The organism is Streptomyces cinerochromogenes, from assembly GCF_014648635.1.
In the GTDB taxonomy this organism is placed as follows: domain Bacteria; phylum Actinomycetota; class Actinomycetes; order Streptomycetales; family Streptomycetaceae; genus Streptomyces; species Streptomyces cinerochromogenes.
This window is the reverse complement of record NZ_BMRM01000008.1, coordinates 46,202-64,825: the sequence shown is the minus strand read 5'-3', so window position 1 is coordinate 64,825 and position 18,624 is coordinate 46,202. Positions and strand designations below refer to the sequence as shown.

The following is an 18,624-nucleotide window of genomic DNA, read 5'->3' as shown; positions in this document are numbered from 1 at the left end:
TCACCCATGACGGACCTGCACGACAAGCCCGCACAGGCGTCCTCCCTGCCGCCGCATCCGACGCTCGGCGAGCTGTTCACCGCGTGGGTGGCCCGCACCCCGGACGCACCGGCCCTCACCGACGGCCGGCAGACCTGGACCTACCGCGAACTGGCCGACCGGGCCGAGCGGTTGGCCGTACACCTGGCCAGACGCGGGGCCGGCCCGGACCGGATCGTCGCCCTGGTCCTGCCGCGCTCCATGGAGCTGATAGCGGCCGAGCTGGCCGTCGCCCGGGCGGGCGCCGCCTTCCTCCCGGTCGACCCCGCCTACCCCGCCGAGCGCCGCGCGCTGATGCTCGCCGACGCCGCGCCCGCCGTCACCCTCGACGACCCGCACCGGGTCCGCGAGCTGCTGGAGGCCGCGGACGGGGCGGTGCCCGAGGCCCGGGTCCACGCCGACCACGCCGCCTACGTCATCTACACCTCCGGCTCCACCGGCACCCCCAAGGGCGTGACCGTCACCCACCGGGGCATCGGCGGCTTCACCACGGCCGCCGCGGAACGGTACGCGGTGGGTCCGGGCGACCGCGTGCTCCAGTTCTCCTCGCCGAGCTTCGACGCCTCCGTGCTGGAGCTGTTCGTCTCCGTGCTGTCCGGCGCCACACTCGTCGTACCGCCGCACGGTCCCTGGCTGGGTGACGAACTCGCCGCGGTCCTGGACGAGCACCGCATCACCCACGCCCTGATCCCGCCGGCCGCGCTGGCCACCCTGCCCGACCCGGCGCAGGGCACCGCGCGCCGTCTGCGCACGCTGATCGTGGGCGCCGAGGCCTGCCCGGCGGGGCTGGTCGACCGCTGGGCACCCGGCCGCCGCATGATCAACTCCTACGGCCCGACCGAGGCCACCATCGTCTCGACCTGGACCGGACCGCTCACCGCCGGCCGGGGTACCCCGACGATCGGCGGTGCCCTGCCGCACACCCGGGTGTACGTCCTCGACGCCGCGCTGCGTCCGGTCGCGCCCGGGGCGGACGGTGAGCTGTTCGTCGGCGGCGACGCGGTGGCCCGCGGCTATCTGGGCCGCCCGGGGCTGACCGCCGCCCGCTTCGTCGCCGATCCCTTCGGCCCGCCCGGCGCCCGGCTGTACCGCACCGGGGACCGGGCGCGCTGGACGGCCGACGGGGAACTGGAGTTCCTGGGCCGGCTGGACCGGCAGGTGAAGATCCGCGGCTTCCGTGTCGAGCCGGGGGAGATCGAGGCCGCCCTGCGCCGCGCCGGCGCCGGGAGCGTGGGCGAGGCGGTGGTCGTGGTCCGCGAGGACGAGCCCGGCCACCAGCGCCTCGTCGCCTACGTCACCCCGTCGGCTCCCCCCGTCACCGGCCCGGCCCCCGCAGTCACCCCCGCCCCCTCCCCAAGCCCCCTGGACCCCGCGGCCCTCCGTGCCGCGCTGGCCGCTCTGCTTCCCGCTCACATGGTGCCGTCGGCCATCGTGGTGCTGGAGCGGATGCCGCTCACCCCGCAGAACAAGATCGACCGGAGGGCGCTGCCGGTGCCCGAGCGGGCCGTCCCGGGCGGGCAGGTGGCTCCCAGGTCGGACGAGGAGCGGGCGCTCGCGGAGATCTGGGCCGAGACCCTCGGTGTCGACGCGGTCGGGGTGACGGACGACTTCTTCGAGCTGGGCGGTGAATCGATTCTCGCCGCCCGTGTCCTGGCCCGGATCCGGGACGAGCTGGGCGTGCGGCTGACGGTGCGGGACGTGTTCACCGCGCGGACGGTCGCCGGCCTGACCCCGCTGCTGGGCGACCCGTCGGCCGCCGTACCGCCGGAGCCGATACCCCCGGCACCCGCGGACGGCACCCTGCCGTTGTCCAGCGCGCAGCGGCGGCTGTGGTACCTCGACGAGCTGAACCCGGGCGGCACCGAGTACAACACCGGCCTGTCCCTGCGGCTGCGCGGCCCCCTGGACGCGGACGCGCTGCGCCGCGCCCTGCACCGCCTCGCGGCCCGCCACGCCTCCCTGCGCACCACCTTCGCCACCGCCGACGGCCAGGGCGTCCAGCGTGTCGCCCCGGAACCGGACCTGCCGCTGCGGACCGCCGACCTCACCGACGTACCCGAGGCGCGCCGCACCGAAACCGCCGAGGCGCTGCTCACCGAGGAGCTGAGCCGCCCCTTCGACCTGGCGGCCGGCCCGCTGAGCCGGGCCCTGCTCGTCCGGCTCGCCGAAGAGGACCACCTGCTGCTCCTCGCCCAGCACCACATCGTCACCGACGGCTGGTCCGTGGGCGTCCTCACCCGGGAACTCGCCGCCCTCCACCACGCGGAGACCACCGGCGAGCCCGACGGCCTGCCCCAACTCCTCGTGCAGTACCCCGACTTCGCGGTGTGGGAGCGGCGGCAGCGGGGCGGTGACGCCGACCGCGCCGATCTGGCCTACTGGAAACGGCACCTGGCGGACCTCCAGCAGCTCGAGCTGCCCACCGACCGGCCCCGTCCCGCCGTCCGCACCACCGCCGGAGCCGCCCACCGGCACCTGCTCCCCGCGGAGTTGGTGAGCCGGCTGCGGCAGCTCGCCGCCGGGCGCGGCACCACCGTGTTCACCCTGTTCGCGGGCGCCTGCGCGCTGCTGTTCTCCCGGTACTCCGGCCAGCGGGACGTCGCGTTCGGCACCGTCACCACCGGCCGCGGCCGGCGGGACCTGGAGGACGTGCCGGGGTTCTTCGCCAACACGGTGGTGCTGCGCGGCGAGGTGGACGAGCGGGCGACCGTGGACCGGTTCGTGGAGAGCATGCGGACGACGGTGCTGGACGCCTTCGCCCACGACGGGGTGCCGTTCGACCGGGTCGTGGAGGAGCTCGCCCCGCCCCGCGACCCGAGCCGCACCCCGCTGGTGCAGGCGCTCGTCGTGCAGCAGACCGCGCTCCCCGAGCCGCCGCTCTCCGGCGGGGTGCGCTTCACCGAGCACCCGCTGCCCCGCCCGGCCGCCCGCTTCGACCTGGTGCTGGAGTTCACCCCGGACACGGACGGCGGCTGCGTGCTGACCGCCGAGTTCAACACCGACCTGTTCGACGCCCCCACCGTGGCCCGCATGGCCGCCCATCTGCACCGCCTGCTGGAGGGCATGGCGGACGGCCCGGGGCGCAGGCTGGCCGAGCTGCCCATGCTCTCCGCCGAGGAGCAGCGCACCCTGGTGGACACCTGGAACCCGCCCGCCCGCCGGGCCCGGGACACCCGCGGCGCAACGCTGCCCGGCCTGTTCCACGCCCAGGCGGCCCGCACCCCCGACCGAACCGCCGTGATCTGCGGTCCGGTCCGCCTGGACTACGCCGAGGTCGCCCGGCGCGCCAACCGGCTGGCCCGGCTGCTCCTCGCGCGCGGGGCGGGCCCGGAGACCCTCGTCGCGCTGTGCCTGCCGCGTACCGCCGACCTGGTGCCGGTGCTGTGGGCGGTGCTCACCTCCGGTGCGGGCTATCTCCCCGTCGACCCCGCCTATCCCGCCGAGCGTGTCCGTCTCATGCTCGCCGACGCCCGGCCCGCTCTCGTGATCGCCACCCGGGAGACCGCCTCCGCCCTGCCCGCGGACTGCGACCCGCTGATCCTGGAGGACTGCGCCGCCCCGGCCGTACCCGACACGGACCTCACCGACACCGACCTCACCGACGCCGACCGGCCCCGCCCGCTGCTGCCGGACCACCCCGCGTACGTCATCTACACCTCCGGTTCCACCGGCCGCCCCAAGGGGGTCGTGGTCACCCACCGCAGTGTCGTCGCGCTGGCCGCGTGGACGGAGGAACGGTTCGCTGCCGCGGGGCTGGACCACGTGATCGCCTCCACCTCCCTCAACTTCGACGTCTCCGTCTTCGAGTTGCTGTGCCCCCTGACCGCGGGCGGCACCGTCGAGGTGGTCGCCGACCTGCCGGCCCTCGCCGACGGCACCGGCCCCCGGCGGGCCGGTCTGCTCAGCGGAGTGCCGTCCGTCGTCTCCCGCCTGATCGCGGGCGGTACGGCACCCGTGGCCGCGGACACCGTCGTCCTCGCCGGTGAGGCCCTGCCCGCCCAGACACTGCACGACCTGCGCGCCGCCCTGCCCGGGTGCCGGATCGCCAACATCTACGGGCCCACCGAGGCCACCGTGTACGCCACCGGCTGGTTCGCCGGCGACCGGCTGCCGGACCAGGCCCCGCCGATCGGCGGGCCGGTGGCACACACCCGGGCCTACGTCCTGGACCGCTCCCTGCGGGCACAACCCCCGGGCGTCACCGGCGAGTTGTACCTCGGGGGCGGCGGCCTGGCCCGCGGATACCTGAACCGGCCCGGGCTGACCGCGGCCCGGTTCGTCGCCGACCCGTTCGGCGCGCCGGGGGAGCGCATGTACCGCACCGGCGACCTGGTGCGCCGCCGCGCCGACGGCGCCCTGGAGTACGTGGGCCGGATCGACCAGCAGGTCAAGGTGCGCGGTTTCCGCATCGAACTCGGCGAGGTCGAGGAGGCGTTGCGCGGCTGCGCCGGAGTGGCCGAGGCCGCGGCCACCGCCACCACGGACGGCGACGGCCACCGCCGCCTGGCCGGGTACGTCGTCCCGGCCGCCGGGCAGCGGGTGGAACCCGAGGCCGTACGCCGCGAACTCGGCCGCACACTGCCCGACTACATGGTCCCGTCGACCGTGCTGGTGCTGGACAGCCTGCCGCTCAGCCCGAACGGCAAGCTCGACCGTGGCCGGCTCCCCGACCCCGGCCCCGCCGTGCGCGCCGTACGGCACGTCGCCCCCCGCACCCCCACCGAGCGCACCCTCGCCGCCATCTGGGCCGAGGTGCTGCGGGCCGAACGCGTCGGCGTGGACGACAACTTCTTCGAACTCGGCGGCGACTCGATCCTCAGCATCCAGGTGGTGGCCCGCGCCCGGCAGGAGGGCCTGCCGCTGACCTCCCGGGACGTCTACCGGCACCAGACGGTCGCCGCCCTCGCCCGCTGCGCGGACGCCGCCCAGGGCCCCCGCCAGGCCGCCCCCGCACCGGAGGCCGCCACCGGCACGGCCCCCCTGACCCCGATCCAGCGCTGGTTCTTCGACGCCCTGGCCGAGCGCGCCGGACACTACGCGCAGGCGCTGTCCGTCCAGGTGCCCGACGACCTGGACGCCGCCGCGCTGGAGGACGCGCTGAACGACCTGGTCGCCCAGCACGACGCCCTGCGCTCCCGCTTCGTCCCCGACGGCGCCGCCCCCGGCGTCCGCTGGCACATCGACGACCGGGCGCCCCGCCTCCGCCTGGCCCGCCACACCGGCCCGGACACGGACACCCCCCACTTCGGGCCCTTCGACCTCGCGCACGGGCCGCTGCTGCGGGCCGTGCTGCACGACCGGGGAGCCGGCCGGCCTCCCGTCCTCCACCTCGCCGTCCACCACCTCGTGGTCGACGGCGTCTCCTGGCGGGTGCTGCTGGAGGACCTCGACCGCGCCTACCGGGCCCGCCGCGCCGGCGAGGACGGCACGGCGGCCCTGCCCGCGAAGTCCTCGCCGCTGCGCGCCTGGACCCGCCGGCTGAACGCCCACGCGGCCGACGGCGGCTTCGACGACGAACGGGAGTACTGGGCCCGGGCGGTCCCGGAGACGGAGCCCGCCGTGCCGGCCGCGGGCCCCGACACCTACGGCGGACAGCGCGCGGTGACCGTGCGGCTCGGCGCCGAGGACACCGCGGCCCTGCTGCGCACCCTGCCCGACACCTACCGCACCCAGGCCAACGACGTCCTGCTCGGCGCCCTCGGCCGGGCCCTGTGCGCCGGGACCGGACGGGACCGGGTCGTGGTCGACGTCGAGGGGCACGGCCGCGAGGAACTCTTCCCGGAGCTGGACCTCAGCCGCACGGTCGGCTGGTTCACCACCCGGCACCCCGTCGCGCTCGCCGTCCCCGAGGACGCCGGCTGGGACGCCGTACTGAAGCGGGTCAAGGAGCAGCTGCGTGCCGTACCCCGGCACGGCCTGGGCCATGACGCGCTGCGCCACCTGGCCGGCCCGCAGGCGGGGCCGCGCACCCCGGCCGCGCAGATCAGCTTCAACTACCTGGGCCGGATGGGGTTCTCCGAGGACCCCGACGGCCTGTACCGGGGCACGGTCCGGCCCCTGGAGCTGGACGCCGACCCGGCTGCCGCACGCCCGCACGCCCTGGAGGTCGTCGGCCGGCTGGACGGCGACTGCCTGGAGTTCACCTGGTTCTCCTCGGACCGGCTGCACCGGGAGGGCACGGTCGCGGACCTGGCCGGCCGTTTCGCCGACGCGCTCGCCGACCTCGCCCGCTACGCCGCCCGGCCCGGCGCCGCCGGACGCACCCCCTCCGACTTCCCGCTGGCCCGCCTCGACCAGGCCGCCGTCGACCGGATCACGGGCGCGGACCCGGCGGCGGTCGCCGACGTGTACCCGCTCACCCCCACCCAGGCCGGCATGCTCTTCCACGGCCTCTCCCAGGACGACCGCGGGGTCTACTTCCAGCAGCTGACGTTCGTCCTGGACGGCGTCCCCGACCCGCGGGCCCTCGCCGCCGCCTGGCAGCACGTCACCGACCGCACCGAGGTCCTGCGCGGCCGGGCCGTCTGGCAGGACGTGTCCGAACCCCTGCTGGTCGTCCAGCGCCACGCGGCCGTGCCGGTCACCCACCTGGACTGGCGGGACCTGACCGACGAGGAGCGCCGCGCCCGGCTGGACGACGTGCTGGCCCGCGACCGCACCGACGGCATCGACCTGGGGCGGGCCCCGCTCCAGCGCCTGTTCCTGGCCCGGGTCTCCGACACCGCGGTGCGTGTCGTCTGGTCCTTCCACCATCTGCTCCTGGACGGCTGGAGCCTGTTCCAGGTCCTCTCCGACGTCTTCGCCCACCACGCCGGAACGGCCCCCGACGCCCTCCCGGACCGCCCGCCCTACCGCGACTACGTCGCCTGGCTGCGGCAGCGCGACCCGGCCGCCGCCGAACGGCACTGGCGGCAGCGCCTGTCCGGCCTGGCCGAGGCCACACCGCTGCCGTACGACCGCGAGCCGCGCGAGGCGCACCGCGCCGAGTCCACGCACGCGGTCCGGACCACGCTGCCCGCGGACGCGAGCCGGGCGCTCCAGGAGCTGGCGCGGACGTCCGGCCTGACCCTGAACACGCTCGTGCAGGGCGCCTGGGCACTGCTGCTGGCCCGGCAGGCGGGCCGGGACGAGGTGGTGTTCGGCACCACCGTGTCCGGACGGCCGCCCGAGCTGCCCGGTGCCGACGCCATGACCGGCCTGTTCATCACCACCCTGCCCACCCGGGTCACCGTCCCCGGCGACGGCACCCTGACCGACTGGCTGCGCGCCCTCCAGCACGACCAGAGCGAGGACCGGCGCTTCGGCCACCTGCCGCTCACCCGGCTCCGGGCGCTCACCGGACTCCCCGAGCGGGTCGGCCTGTTCGACAGCATCGTGGTCTTCGAGAACTACCCGGTGGACGACGACCTCGCCGCCGCCCACGGACTCGCCCTGAGCGGCCTGGAGGGCGTCGAGACCACCAACTACCCGCTCAGCCTGACCGCCTACCCGGGCACCGAACTGGCGCTGCGCCTCGGCTACGACCCCGAGCTGTTCGACGCCGGCACCGTCGAGCGGCTGGCCGAGTACCTGACCGTCCTGCTCACCCACCTGCCCGCCGGTTCCGGCCGGCCGCCCGCCCGGCTGCCGCTGCTCGCCCCGGAGCGCCGCGAGCAGGTGCTGCACACCTGGAACGACACCGCCACCCGCCTCCCCGACACCACCGTGGCCGGCCTCTTCGCCGCCCAGGTCCGCCGCACTCCCGGCGCCGTCGCCCTGGAGGCCGGCGACACCCGCCTCACCTACCGTGAACTCGACGCGCGGGCCGAGGCGTTGGCGGCTCGGCTGGCCGGGCTCGGGGTGCGGCCGGAACGCCCCGTCGGCGTGCTCATGGACCGTTCCGTGGACCTGGTCGTCACACAGCTGGCGCTCGTCCGCACCGGCGGGGTGTACGTGCCGCTGGACGGCAGGGCACCGGTCGAACGGCTCCGCGGAACACTCGCCGAGGCCGGTGCCGGCCTGCTGCTCACCGACGCCGGCTGGGAGGAGACGGCGCGGGAGCTGCTGCCCGGCGACGGCGTCCTGCGCGCCGACGGCACCACCGGCGCGGCGCAGGCCCCGGCGCCCGCACACGCCGGTGGTGCCGCCCAGTCCGTCCAGCCCGTCCAGCCCGTCCGTCCCGACAACGTCCAGTACCTGATGTTCACCTCCGGCTCCACCGGCACCCCCAAGGGGGTCGCGGTGCGCCAGCGGGACGTCGTCGCCCTCGCCCTCGACCGGGCCTTCGCCGGGCACGACCGGGTCCTCGTGCACTCGCCGCACGCCTTCGACGCCGCCACCTACGAGGTGTGGGTGCCGCTCCTGCGCGGCGGCACGGCCGTGCTCGCCCCGCCGGCCGACCTGGACGCCGCCCAGGTCCGGCACGCGATCACCGAGCAGGGCGTGAGCTGCCTGTGGCTCACCGCCGGACTGTTCCGGCTACTGGCCCAGGAGGACCCCGGCTGCCTGCGTGGCGCACGCGAGGTGTGGACGGGCGGCGAGGCCGTGCCGGGCGCGGTCGTACGCCGGGTGCTGGACGCCTGCCCCGGCCTGACCGTCGTGGACGGCTACGGCCCCACCGAGACCACCACCTTCGCCACCCGCCGCGTCTTCCGCTCCGGCGACCCGCTGCCCGCCGTCCTGCCCATCGGACGCCCCCTGGACAACACCCGCGTGTACGTCCTGGACGCCGCCCTCCAGCCCCAGCCGCCCGGCATCCCCGGCGAGTTGTACATCGCCGGCGCGGGCCTCGCCCGGGGCTACGCGGGCCGCCCCGGGGCCACCGCCGCCCGCTACGTCGCCGACCCCTTCGGGCCGCCCGGCACCCGCATGTACCGCACCGGCGACATCGTGCGCTGGAGCGCCGACGGCGAGCTGGAGTTCGTCGGCCGCGCCGACGACCAGATCAAGATCCGCGGCTTCCGCGTCGAACCCGCCGAGATCGAGGCCCGCCTCACCGCCCACCCCGGCATCGCCGAGGCCGTCGTCTCCCTGTACGAGGACGCCGGACGCAAGCGGCTCGCCGCCCACCTCGTCCCGGCCGGCGGCACCGCGGTGCCCTCCGCCGGCGAACTGCGCGCCCACCTGGCGGCCGGACTGCCCGACTACATGCTGCCCGCCGCGTTCGTCACCGTCCCCGAACTGCCCCTGACCGCCAACGGCAAGGTCGACCGGCGCCGGCTGCCCGCCCCCGACTGGTCGGCGGGCGGCGAGCGCGCCCACCGTCCCCCGCGCACCGGGGCCGAGCGGGTCCTCGCCGGGATCTGGGCCGAGCTGCTCGGCGTCGAACGGGTCGGCGTGGACGACAACTTCTTCATGCTGGGCGGCGACTCGATCCTCAGCATCCAGGTGGTCTCCCGGGCCCGGGCCGCGGGACTCACACTCACCCCGCGCGACCTCTTCCGGCACCCCACGGTGGCCGAGCTGGCCGCGGCCGGCGGGGACGCGGCGCCCGCCGTCGCCGGTACCGAACCGGTCTCCGGGACGGCGGACCTCACCCCGATCCAGCACTGGTTCCTGGACCCGCGCCCGGCCCAGGCCGGCTTCTTCAACCAGTCCGTCGTCATCGAGACGGCCGGCCCGGTGGACCAGGACGCCCTGCGCCGCGCCCTCACCGCCCTGTGGACCCACCACGACGCCCTGCGCGCCCGGTTCGTCCTCGACGACGCGGAGGACGGGTGGCGCCAGGACATCACCGACGCCGACGGCCCCGCTCCCGAGCTGCTCCAGGTCCACGCCCCGGGGGACGAGGAGCGCGTCACGGCAAAGGCCCACTCCCGACTCCGCCTGGACACCGGCCCGTTGATCACCGCCCGGCTGTTCACCGCCGACGGCACCCGGCCCGCCCGGCTGCTGCTCCTCGCCCACCACCTGGTGGTCGACGGCGTCTCCTGGCGGATCCTGCTGGAGGACCTGGAGACCGCCTACCGGCAGGCCGCGTCCGGGCAGCCCGTACGGCTGCCCGGACGCACCACCTCCGTACGGGAGTGGGCCCGCCGGCTGCGCGACCACGACCGCTTCACCGCCCAGCTCGCCCACTGGGAGCGGGCCGCCCGCGCCTGCGCCGACCCGCTGCCCGTGGACCGCGACGGCGGCAACACCGCGGCCGACGTCCGCGAGGTCACCGTCCGCCTGGACCGCGACCGCACCGACCGGCTCCTGCGCCGCGTCCCCGGCGTCTACCGCACCCGCGTCGACGACGTCCTGCTCACCGCCCTGGGCCGGGTCCTCGCCGACTGGACCGGACGCGACACCGTCGCCGTCGGCCTGGAGGGGCACGGACGCGAGGACCAGCTGTTCGAGGACGTCGACCTGTCCCGCACGGTCGGCTGGTTCACCTCCCTCTTCCCGGTCGCCCTGACCGTCCCGGCGGGGGACTGGGGCACCGCCCTGAAGTCGGTGAAGGAGCAGCTGCGGGCCGTACCCGACCGGGGACTCGGCTACGGCGTCCTGCGCCACCTCGCCCGCGAGGCGACACTCACCCGCGCACCCGCGCCCGGCATCACCTTCAACTACCTGGGCCGCTTCGACTGGTCCGCCGACGGCGGCGCCCTGCTCGGAGCGGTGCCCGGCGGCCTGGACGGAGCGGAGGCACCCGGCACCGAGCGGCCGCACCTGCTGGACGTCGTGGCCCGGGTCGAGGACGACCGGCTGGAGATCAGCTGGTACTACAGCGCCGGACGGCACCGCGAGGACACCGTCACCGCGCTCGCCGAGGGCATGCTGCGGGCCCTCGACGACATCGTCGCGCACTGCGCCCGCCCCGGCGCGGGCGGCCGTACCCCCTCGGACTTCCCGCTGGCCCGCCTGGACCAGGCCGCCGTCGACCGGATCGCCGGGGACGGCCGGGACGTCGCGGACGTCTACCCGCTGACGCCGATGCAGGCGGGCATGCTCTTCCACAGCCTGCTCGACCCCGCCGCCCGCACCTACGTCAACCAGGTGCAGCTGGTGCTGTCCGGCGTCACCGACCCGCACGCCCTCGCCGAGGCGTGGCAGCACACCGCCGACGCCAACCCGGTGCTGCGCACCGGCCTGGTGTGGCAGGAGACCCCGGAGCCGCTCCAGGTCGTCCGGCACCGGGCCACCGTGCCCGTCACCCACCTCGACTGGTCCGGCGGCCAGTGGCACGACCTGGACCGGCTGCTCGCCGAGGACCGGGAGGCGGGCATCGACCTCGGCGCGGCGCCCCTGATGCGGCTGACGCTGATCCGGCTGGGCCCCGACCGGGTCCGGCTGCTGTGGACCTTCCACCACGTCCTGCTCGACGGCTGGAGCGCGGCCCAGCTCTTCGACGAGGTCTGCGAACGCTACGCGGCCCTCACCTCCGGGCGCCGCCCGCGGGTGACCGAGCGCAGGCCCTTCGCCGACTACCTGCGCTGGCTGGCCGGGCGGGACACCGGGAGGGCCGAGGCGTACTGGCGCGCGACCCTCGCCGGCTTCCAGGCCCCCACCGAACTGCCGCGGGACCGGCGGCCCGCCGAGGCCCACCGCGCCTCCTCCTCCGGGTCGGTGCGGATGACCCTCGGCCCGGACGTCTCCGCGCGGCTGCGGGAGACCGCCCAGCGGGCCGGGCTCACCCTCAACACCGTGCTCCAGGGCGCCTGGGCGCTGCTGCTGTCCCGCTACGGCGGCGGCGAGGACGTGGTGTTCGGCACGACCGTCTCCGGGCGGCCCGCCGAACTCCCGGGCGTCACCTCGATGGTGGGCCTGTTCATCAACACCCTGCCCACCCGGGCCCGCGTCGACGGCGACCGCCCGCTGCTCGACTGGCTGCGCGAGCTGCAGTCCGCCCAGTCCGAGGCCCGGCGCCACGACTTCGTCTCGCTGGCGCAGGTCCAGTCCTGGAGCGAGGTGCCGGGCGGCAGCGGGCTGTTCGACTCCATCGTGGTCTTCGAGAACTACCCGTTCGACGAGGGGGCGCTGGCCCGGCACGGCCTCGCCATGGAACAGGAACGGGACGTCGAGCCGACGAACTACCCGCTCAGCGTGGTCGTCGCGCCCGGGGACACCCTGGCCGTGAACCTGGACCACGACCCGGCCGTCTTCGACACCGCGACGGTGGAGGCGCTCGGCGAGAGCCTGCGCACCCTGCTGACCGGCATGGCCGCCGACCCCGACCGCCGCCTGGCCGACCTGCCGCTGCTGGAGCCGGCCGCGGGGCGCGCGCTGGTGGACCGGTTCGGCGGCAGGCCGGCCGCGGCACCGTACGGCACCCTCCCCGAGGCGTTCCGGCGGCAGGCCGAGCGGACCCCGGACGCCCCGGCCGTCCGCCACGGCGGCACGACCCTCACCTACCGCGAACTCGACGCCCGCTCCAGCAGGCTGGCCCGGCGGCTCATCGCCGCCGGCGCCGGCCCCGAACGCTTCGTCGCCCTCTGCCTCCCCCGCACCGCCGACCTGGTCGTGGCCCTCCTCGCGGTGCTCAAGAGCGGCGCCGGCTATCTCCCGGTCGACCCCCAGTACCCGGCCGAGCGCGTCGCGTTCCTCTTCGAGGACGTACGGCCCGACGCCGTGGTCACCGCCACGGAGACCGCCGGCCGGCTGCCCGAGGGCCCGTTCACCCGGATCCTGCTCGACCAGGGGCAGGAACAGGACCAGGGCCCGGACACGGACGCCGGGGTGCCCGACACCCCGGTCGGAGACGGGGAACGGCGCGCACCCCTGCTGCCCGGCCACCCCGCCTACGTCATCCACACCTCCGGCTCGACCGGCCGCCCCAAGGGTGTCGTCGTCAGCCACGCCTCCGTGCTGGCCCTGACCGACTGGGCCGCGGCCGAGTTCACCGGCCGGGGCCTGGCGCACGTCATCGCCTCCACCTCGCTCAACTTCGACGTGTCGGTCTTCGAGATCTTCTCGCCGCTGCTCTCCGGGGGCTGCGTGGAGATCGTCCGCGACCTGCTGGCCCTCGCCGAGCGCCCCGGGCCCTGGCGGGCCGGACTGCTCAGCGCGGTGCCCTCCGCCCTGGACCGGCTCCTCGCCGAGGACGCCGTGCGGATCACCGCGGACACCGTCGTCCTCGCGGGGGAGGGGCTGCCCGCCCGGACCGTACGCCGGGTCCGCGACGCCGTCCCCGGCAGCGAGGTGCGCAACATCTACGGCCCCACCGAGGCCACCGTCTACGCCACCGCCTTCACCTGCGACCCGGCCGACCCCGACCGCGACCCGCCGATCGGCCGGCCGCTCGGCGGCGCCCGCGCCTACGTCCTGGACACCCGGATGCGCCCGGTGCCCGCCGGTGCGCCCGGCGAGCTGTTCCTCGGCGGGACCGGCGTCGCCCGCGGCTACCTCGGCCGCCCCGGCCTGACCGCGACCCGCTTCCTGCCCGACCCGTTCGGTCCGCCCGGCAGCCGCATGTACCGCACCGGCGACCTGGTCCGCTGGACGTCCGACGGCGACCTCGTCTACCTCTGCCGCGGCGACGACCAGGTGAAGGTGCGCGGCTTCCGCATCGAACTCGGCGAGGTCGAGGCGGCCCTGACCCGCCACCCGGGCGTGGCCGCGGCAGCGGCCCGCGTCGTCGAGCAGGACGGCCACCGCCGCCTCGTCGGCTACGCGGTACCGCACTCGGCTGCCCTGCCGGACCCCGCCGAACTGCGGGCCTTCCTCTCCCGCAGCCTCCCCGACCACCTGGTCCCCGCCCTCGTCGTGCCGCTGGAGCGGCTGCCGCTCGGCGCCACCGGAAAGCTCGACCGGCGGGCGCTGCCCGTGCCCGAACCCTCCGCGGCGGGCGGCGCCGAGTCGGGGCGGCCGCCGCGCACCGAGGCGGAGCGGACCCTCGCGGACATCTGGTGCGAGGTGCTCGGCGTGCCCGAAGTCGGCGCCGACGACAACTACTTCACACTCGGCGGCGACTCCGTCCTCGGCATCCGGATCGTCTCCGCCGCCCGCCGGGCCGGACTCGCCCTGACCCCCCGGCACCTCTTCACCCACCAGACCCTCGCCGAACTCGCCGCCGCGGCCGAGCGGTTGCCGGACCCGGCCGTCCCCGCGGTCGAAGCCGACCAGGGCCCGGTGACCGGCGACGCCCCGCTCACCCCCGTACAGCACTGGCTCCTGGACACCCTCACCGGAGACCCCGCCCACTTCAGCCAGACGGTCGCCTTCGACCTGGCCACGGACCCCGACGAGGGGCTGCTGCGGGCCGCGCTGGCCGCCGTACTGGAGCACCACGACGCCCTGCGGCTGCGCTTCGAGAGGGCCGGGGACGGGCGGTGGCGGCAGTACGGCACCGCGCCCGGTGACGCCACCCCGCACCTGGAGGTGCGTCACCGGGCGGACCCGGACCAGGTGGCCCGGGACCTCGGCGCAGGCTTCGACCTGGCCGCCGGGCCGCTGCTGCGGGCCGCGCTGTGCCGGCCGGACGACGGCGGCCGGCCGGTGCTGCTGCTGTCCGCGCACCACCTGGTGGTGGACGCCGTGTCCTGGCGGATGCTCCTGGACGACCTGGACACCGCCTACCGCGCGCTGCGGGACGGAGAGCGGCCCGCCCTCGGCGCCAAGAGCACCTCCTTCCGGGACTGGGCCCGCCGGCTCGCCGCGCACACCGAGGCCGGCGGCTTCGACGCCGAACTCGCCCACTGGCAGGGCCTCGACACCGACACCGCCCTGCCGGCCGACCACCCCGGCGGCACGAACACCGTCGCCGACGAGGACAGCGTCACCGCCGGACTCGACGCCGAGGAGACCCGCCGGCTGCTCCAGGAGGTGCCGGAGGCCTACCGCACCCGCGTGGGCGACGTCCTGCTGACCGCGCTCGGCCGGGTCCTGGCCCGCTGGACCGGCCGGGACCGGGTGGCGGTGACCCTGGAGGGCCACGGCCGCGAGAACCCGTTCGCGGACGTCGACCTCGCCCGCACCGCCGGCTGGTTCACCGCCGTCCACCCGGTCGCCCTGGACGTGCCCCGCGACGCCGGCACCGGCACCGTGCTGAAGGCCGTCAAGGAGAACCTGCGGGCCGTACCGCACGGCGGACTCGGCTACGGCGCGCTGCGCTTCCTGCACCCCACGGCCGGCCGCGGCCTGCCCGCCCTGCCACCGGTCTGCTTCAACTACCTGGGCCGGCCGGACGGGAACCCCGCCCCGGGCGGCCTGCTGCACGCCCCCCACGGCGGCCTCACCGGCGGCATGGACCACGCCGCCGACCGGCCGTTCCTCCTCGACGTCCTCGGCCGCGTCACCGAGGAGGGGCTGGAGTTCACCTGGTCGTACTCCCGCTCCGTGCACCGGCGGGAGACCGTCGCCCGGCTGGCGGCCGAGCTGACCGGTGAACTCCGCGCGATCGTCCGGCACTGCGCCGAACCCGGCGCGGGCGGCCGCACCCCCTCCGACTTCCCGCTCGCGCCGCTGGACCAGGCGGCCGTGGACCGGCTCGTCGGCGACGGAACGGGCGTCACGGACGTCTACCCGCTCACGCCCACCCAGACCGGCATGGTGATGCACGGCCTCGACGAGGCCGGACACGGCCTGTACGTCGAGCAGATCACCTTCGTCGCCGACGGCGCCCGCGACCTCGCCACGCTGGCCGCCGCCTGGCAGCACGTCGTCGACCGCACCCCCGTGCTGCGCACCTCCGTCGCCCTGCACGGCGTACCCGTGCCGCTCCAGGTCGTCCACCGGGGGGCGACCCTGCCGGTCACCGAGCACGACTGGAGCGGGCTGCCGGAAGACCGGCGGGAGGCGGAGCTGGAGCACCTGCTCGCCGACGAGCGCGACCGGGGCGTCGCCCTGGACCGTGCCCCGCTGCTGCGGCTCGCCCTGGTCAGGCTCGGCCCGGACGCGGTCCGCGTGGTGTGGACCTTCCACCACGTCCTGCTGGACGGCTGGAGCGTCTTCCACGTCCTGTCCGACGTCACGGCCGCGCACGCCGCCCTCGCCCGCGGCGAGCGGCCCCGGCTGCCCGAGCGCAGGCCCTTCGCGGACTACGCCGCCTGGCTGGCAGCCCGCGACACCGGCCCCGCCGAGCAGCACTGGCGCGAGGTCCTGGCCGGCCTCGCCACACCGACCCCGCTGCCGTACGACCGCAGGCCCGCCCCCGGCGCCACCGCCCGCTCCGGCACCTGGCTGTCGGAGCGGCTCGACGCCGAACGGTCACGGCGGCTGACGGAGTTCGCCCGCCGGCACCGGCTCACCCTCAACACGCTGGTGCAGGGCGCCTGGGCGCTGCTGCTGGCGCGCTGGAGCGGGGAGCGCGAGGTGTGCTTCGGTGCCACCGTCTCCGGCCGGCCCGCCGACCTGCCCGGCGCCGACACCATCACCGGCCTGTTCATCACCACGCTGCCCGCCCGGACCGCGGTCGACGGCGACGCCCGGTGCACCGAGTGGCTGCGCGCGGTGCAGGAGGCCCGGGCCGAGGACCGCCGGCACGACCACCTGCCGCTCAACGCGCTGCACCGGTTCACCCGACTGCCGTCCGGGACACCGCTGTTCGACAGCCTCGTGGTCTTCGAGAACTACCCGGTCGGGGACACCACCGCCGGGGCGCACGGGCTCGCCCTGCGCGACCTGGACGCCCGCGAGGCCACCAACTACCCCCTCACCGTGGTCGTCTCGCCCGGCGACCGGCTGACCGTGGAACTCGGCTACGACCCGCGCTACTTCGACGCGGCCACCGCCTCCTCGCTGGCCGGACAGCTGCTGCACACCCTGGACGCCCTGGCCGCCTCCGACGGCACCGCCCGCCTGGACGACGTCGACGTCCTGCCGCCCGCGCAACGCGACCGGCTGCTGCACGGCCCGGCCCGCCCGGCGCGCGGCCCGGTGCCCGCCGCCACCCTGCCCGCGCTGGTCGAGGCCGCCGTCGACCGGTGGCCGGCCGCCCCCGCACTCGAAGCGCCCGGCACCCTCCTCACGTTCGCCGAGACCGAGACGCTCGCCAACCGGCTCGCGCACCGGCTCATCGCCCGGGGCGCCGGACCCGGCGACCTCGTCGCGCTGCTGCTGCCCCGCTCGGCGGACATGGTGCTCGCCCAGCTCGCGGTGGCGAAGGCGGGCGCCGCGTTCCTGCCCGTCGACCCCGCCTACCCGGAGGAGCGGATCGCCCTGATGCTGCGCGACGCGGCCCCCGCCCTCACCCTCGACGCGAAGGAGGTCGCGGACCTGCTCGCCGCCCCGCCGGACGAGGCGCCGGGACACCGGCCCGGCGACGCCGACCGGACCCGCCCGCTCGACCTGGACGACCCGGCCTACGTCATCTACACCTCCGGCTCCACCGGCACCCCCAAGGGCGTCGTCGTCACCCACCGCGGGCTCGCCGCGTTCTCCGCCGCCGAGGCCGCCCACTACCAGGTCGCCCCGGCCGACCGGGTGCTGGCCTTCGCCACGCCCAGCTTCGACGCCTCCGTGCTGGAGCTGTGCGCGTCCCTGCCGCACGGCGCCCGGCTGGTCGTACCCCGGCCCGGCCCGCTGCTCGGCGCCGAACTGGCCGACACACTGCGGGCCGGACGGATCACACACACCCTGCTGCCGCCGGCCGCGCTCGCCACCGTGCCCGCCGACGCGCCCGGCACGCTGCCCGACCTGAAGACGCTGATCGTCGGCGCCGACGCCTGCGGTGCCGAACTCGTCGCCCGCTGGGCCCCGCACCACCGCATGGTCAACTCCTACGGCCCCACCGAGGCCACCGTCGTCGCCACCTGGTCCGCGCCCCTGACGGCGGACGGCACCGCACCGCCCATCGGCCGCCCGCTGCCCGCCACCGGCGCCTACGTCCTCGACGCCCGGCTGCGCCCGGTCCCCGACGGTGTCGCCGGTGAACTCTGGCTGTCCGGAGCGGCACTGGCCCGCGGCTACCTCGGCCGGCCCGGCCTGACCGCGGCCCGGTTCCGCGCCGACCCGTTCGGACCGCCCGGCACCCGCATGTACCGCACCGGCGACCTGGTGCGCCGGGACAGCGCCGGCGAACTGCACTACCTGGGCCGCACCGACCACCAGCTGAAGCTGCGCGGCCACCGCATCGAGGCGGGCGAGGTCGAGGCGACCCTGGCCCGCCACCCGGGCGTGCTGGACGCCGTGGTGACCGTGCGCGAGGACGAACCGGGACAGCCGCGCCTGGTCGCCCACCTGCTCACGGCACCCGGCGCGGAACCGCCCACCACCGCCGAACTGCGCGAGCTGGCCGCCCGCTCCCTGCCCGGCCCCATGGTGCCCTCGGCGTACATGGTGCTGGACCGCTTCCCGGTCACCGAGAACGGCAAGACCGACCGGGCCGCCCTGCCCGCCCCGGAACCGGCCGAGGAGCAGCCGGGTGCCGGGTACGTCGCACCCCGCACGCCCACCGAGGAGGCGCTGGCGGCCATCTGGGAGGAGACCCTCCGGACCGCCGTGGGCGCCGAGGACGACTACTTCCTGCTCGGCGGCGACTCCATGCGCGCCCTGCTCATCGCCTCCCGCGCCAACGACGCGTTCGGCGTCACGCTCACCCCCCGGGACGTCCTGGTCTCCCGCACCGTCGCCGCCCTCGCGGACGTCGTGGAGGAACAGGTCCTGAGCGAGCTGGAAGACGCCGCGTACGGCGACGACTCCGAAGACGCCGCTGCCGGCGGCCACGACCACGAACGGTGAGGACCC

General features: G+C 76.4%; 1 protein-coding gene. It reads left to right on the top strand.

The window, feature by feature from the left end; translation table 11 throughout:
* The first annotated feature begins 6 nt into the window (after positions 1–6).
* A complete protein-coding gene (locus IEZ20_RS16950) occupies positions 7–18,618 on the top strand; it encodes a non-ribosomal peptide synthetase (protein ID WP_189299299.1) in 18,612 nt (6,203 codons plus the stop codon).
* The last annotated feature ends 6 nt before the right edge of the window (positions 18,619–18,624 follow it).

Coding starts and splice junctions, on each gene's coding strand:
- IEZ20_RS16950 (WP_189299299.1), top strand. CDS start 7: ATGACGGACCTGCACGACAAGCCCGCACAGGCGTCCTCCCTGCCGCCG.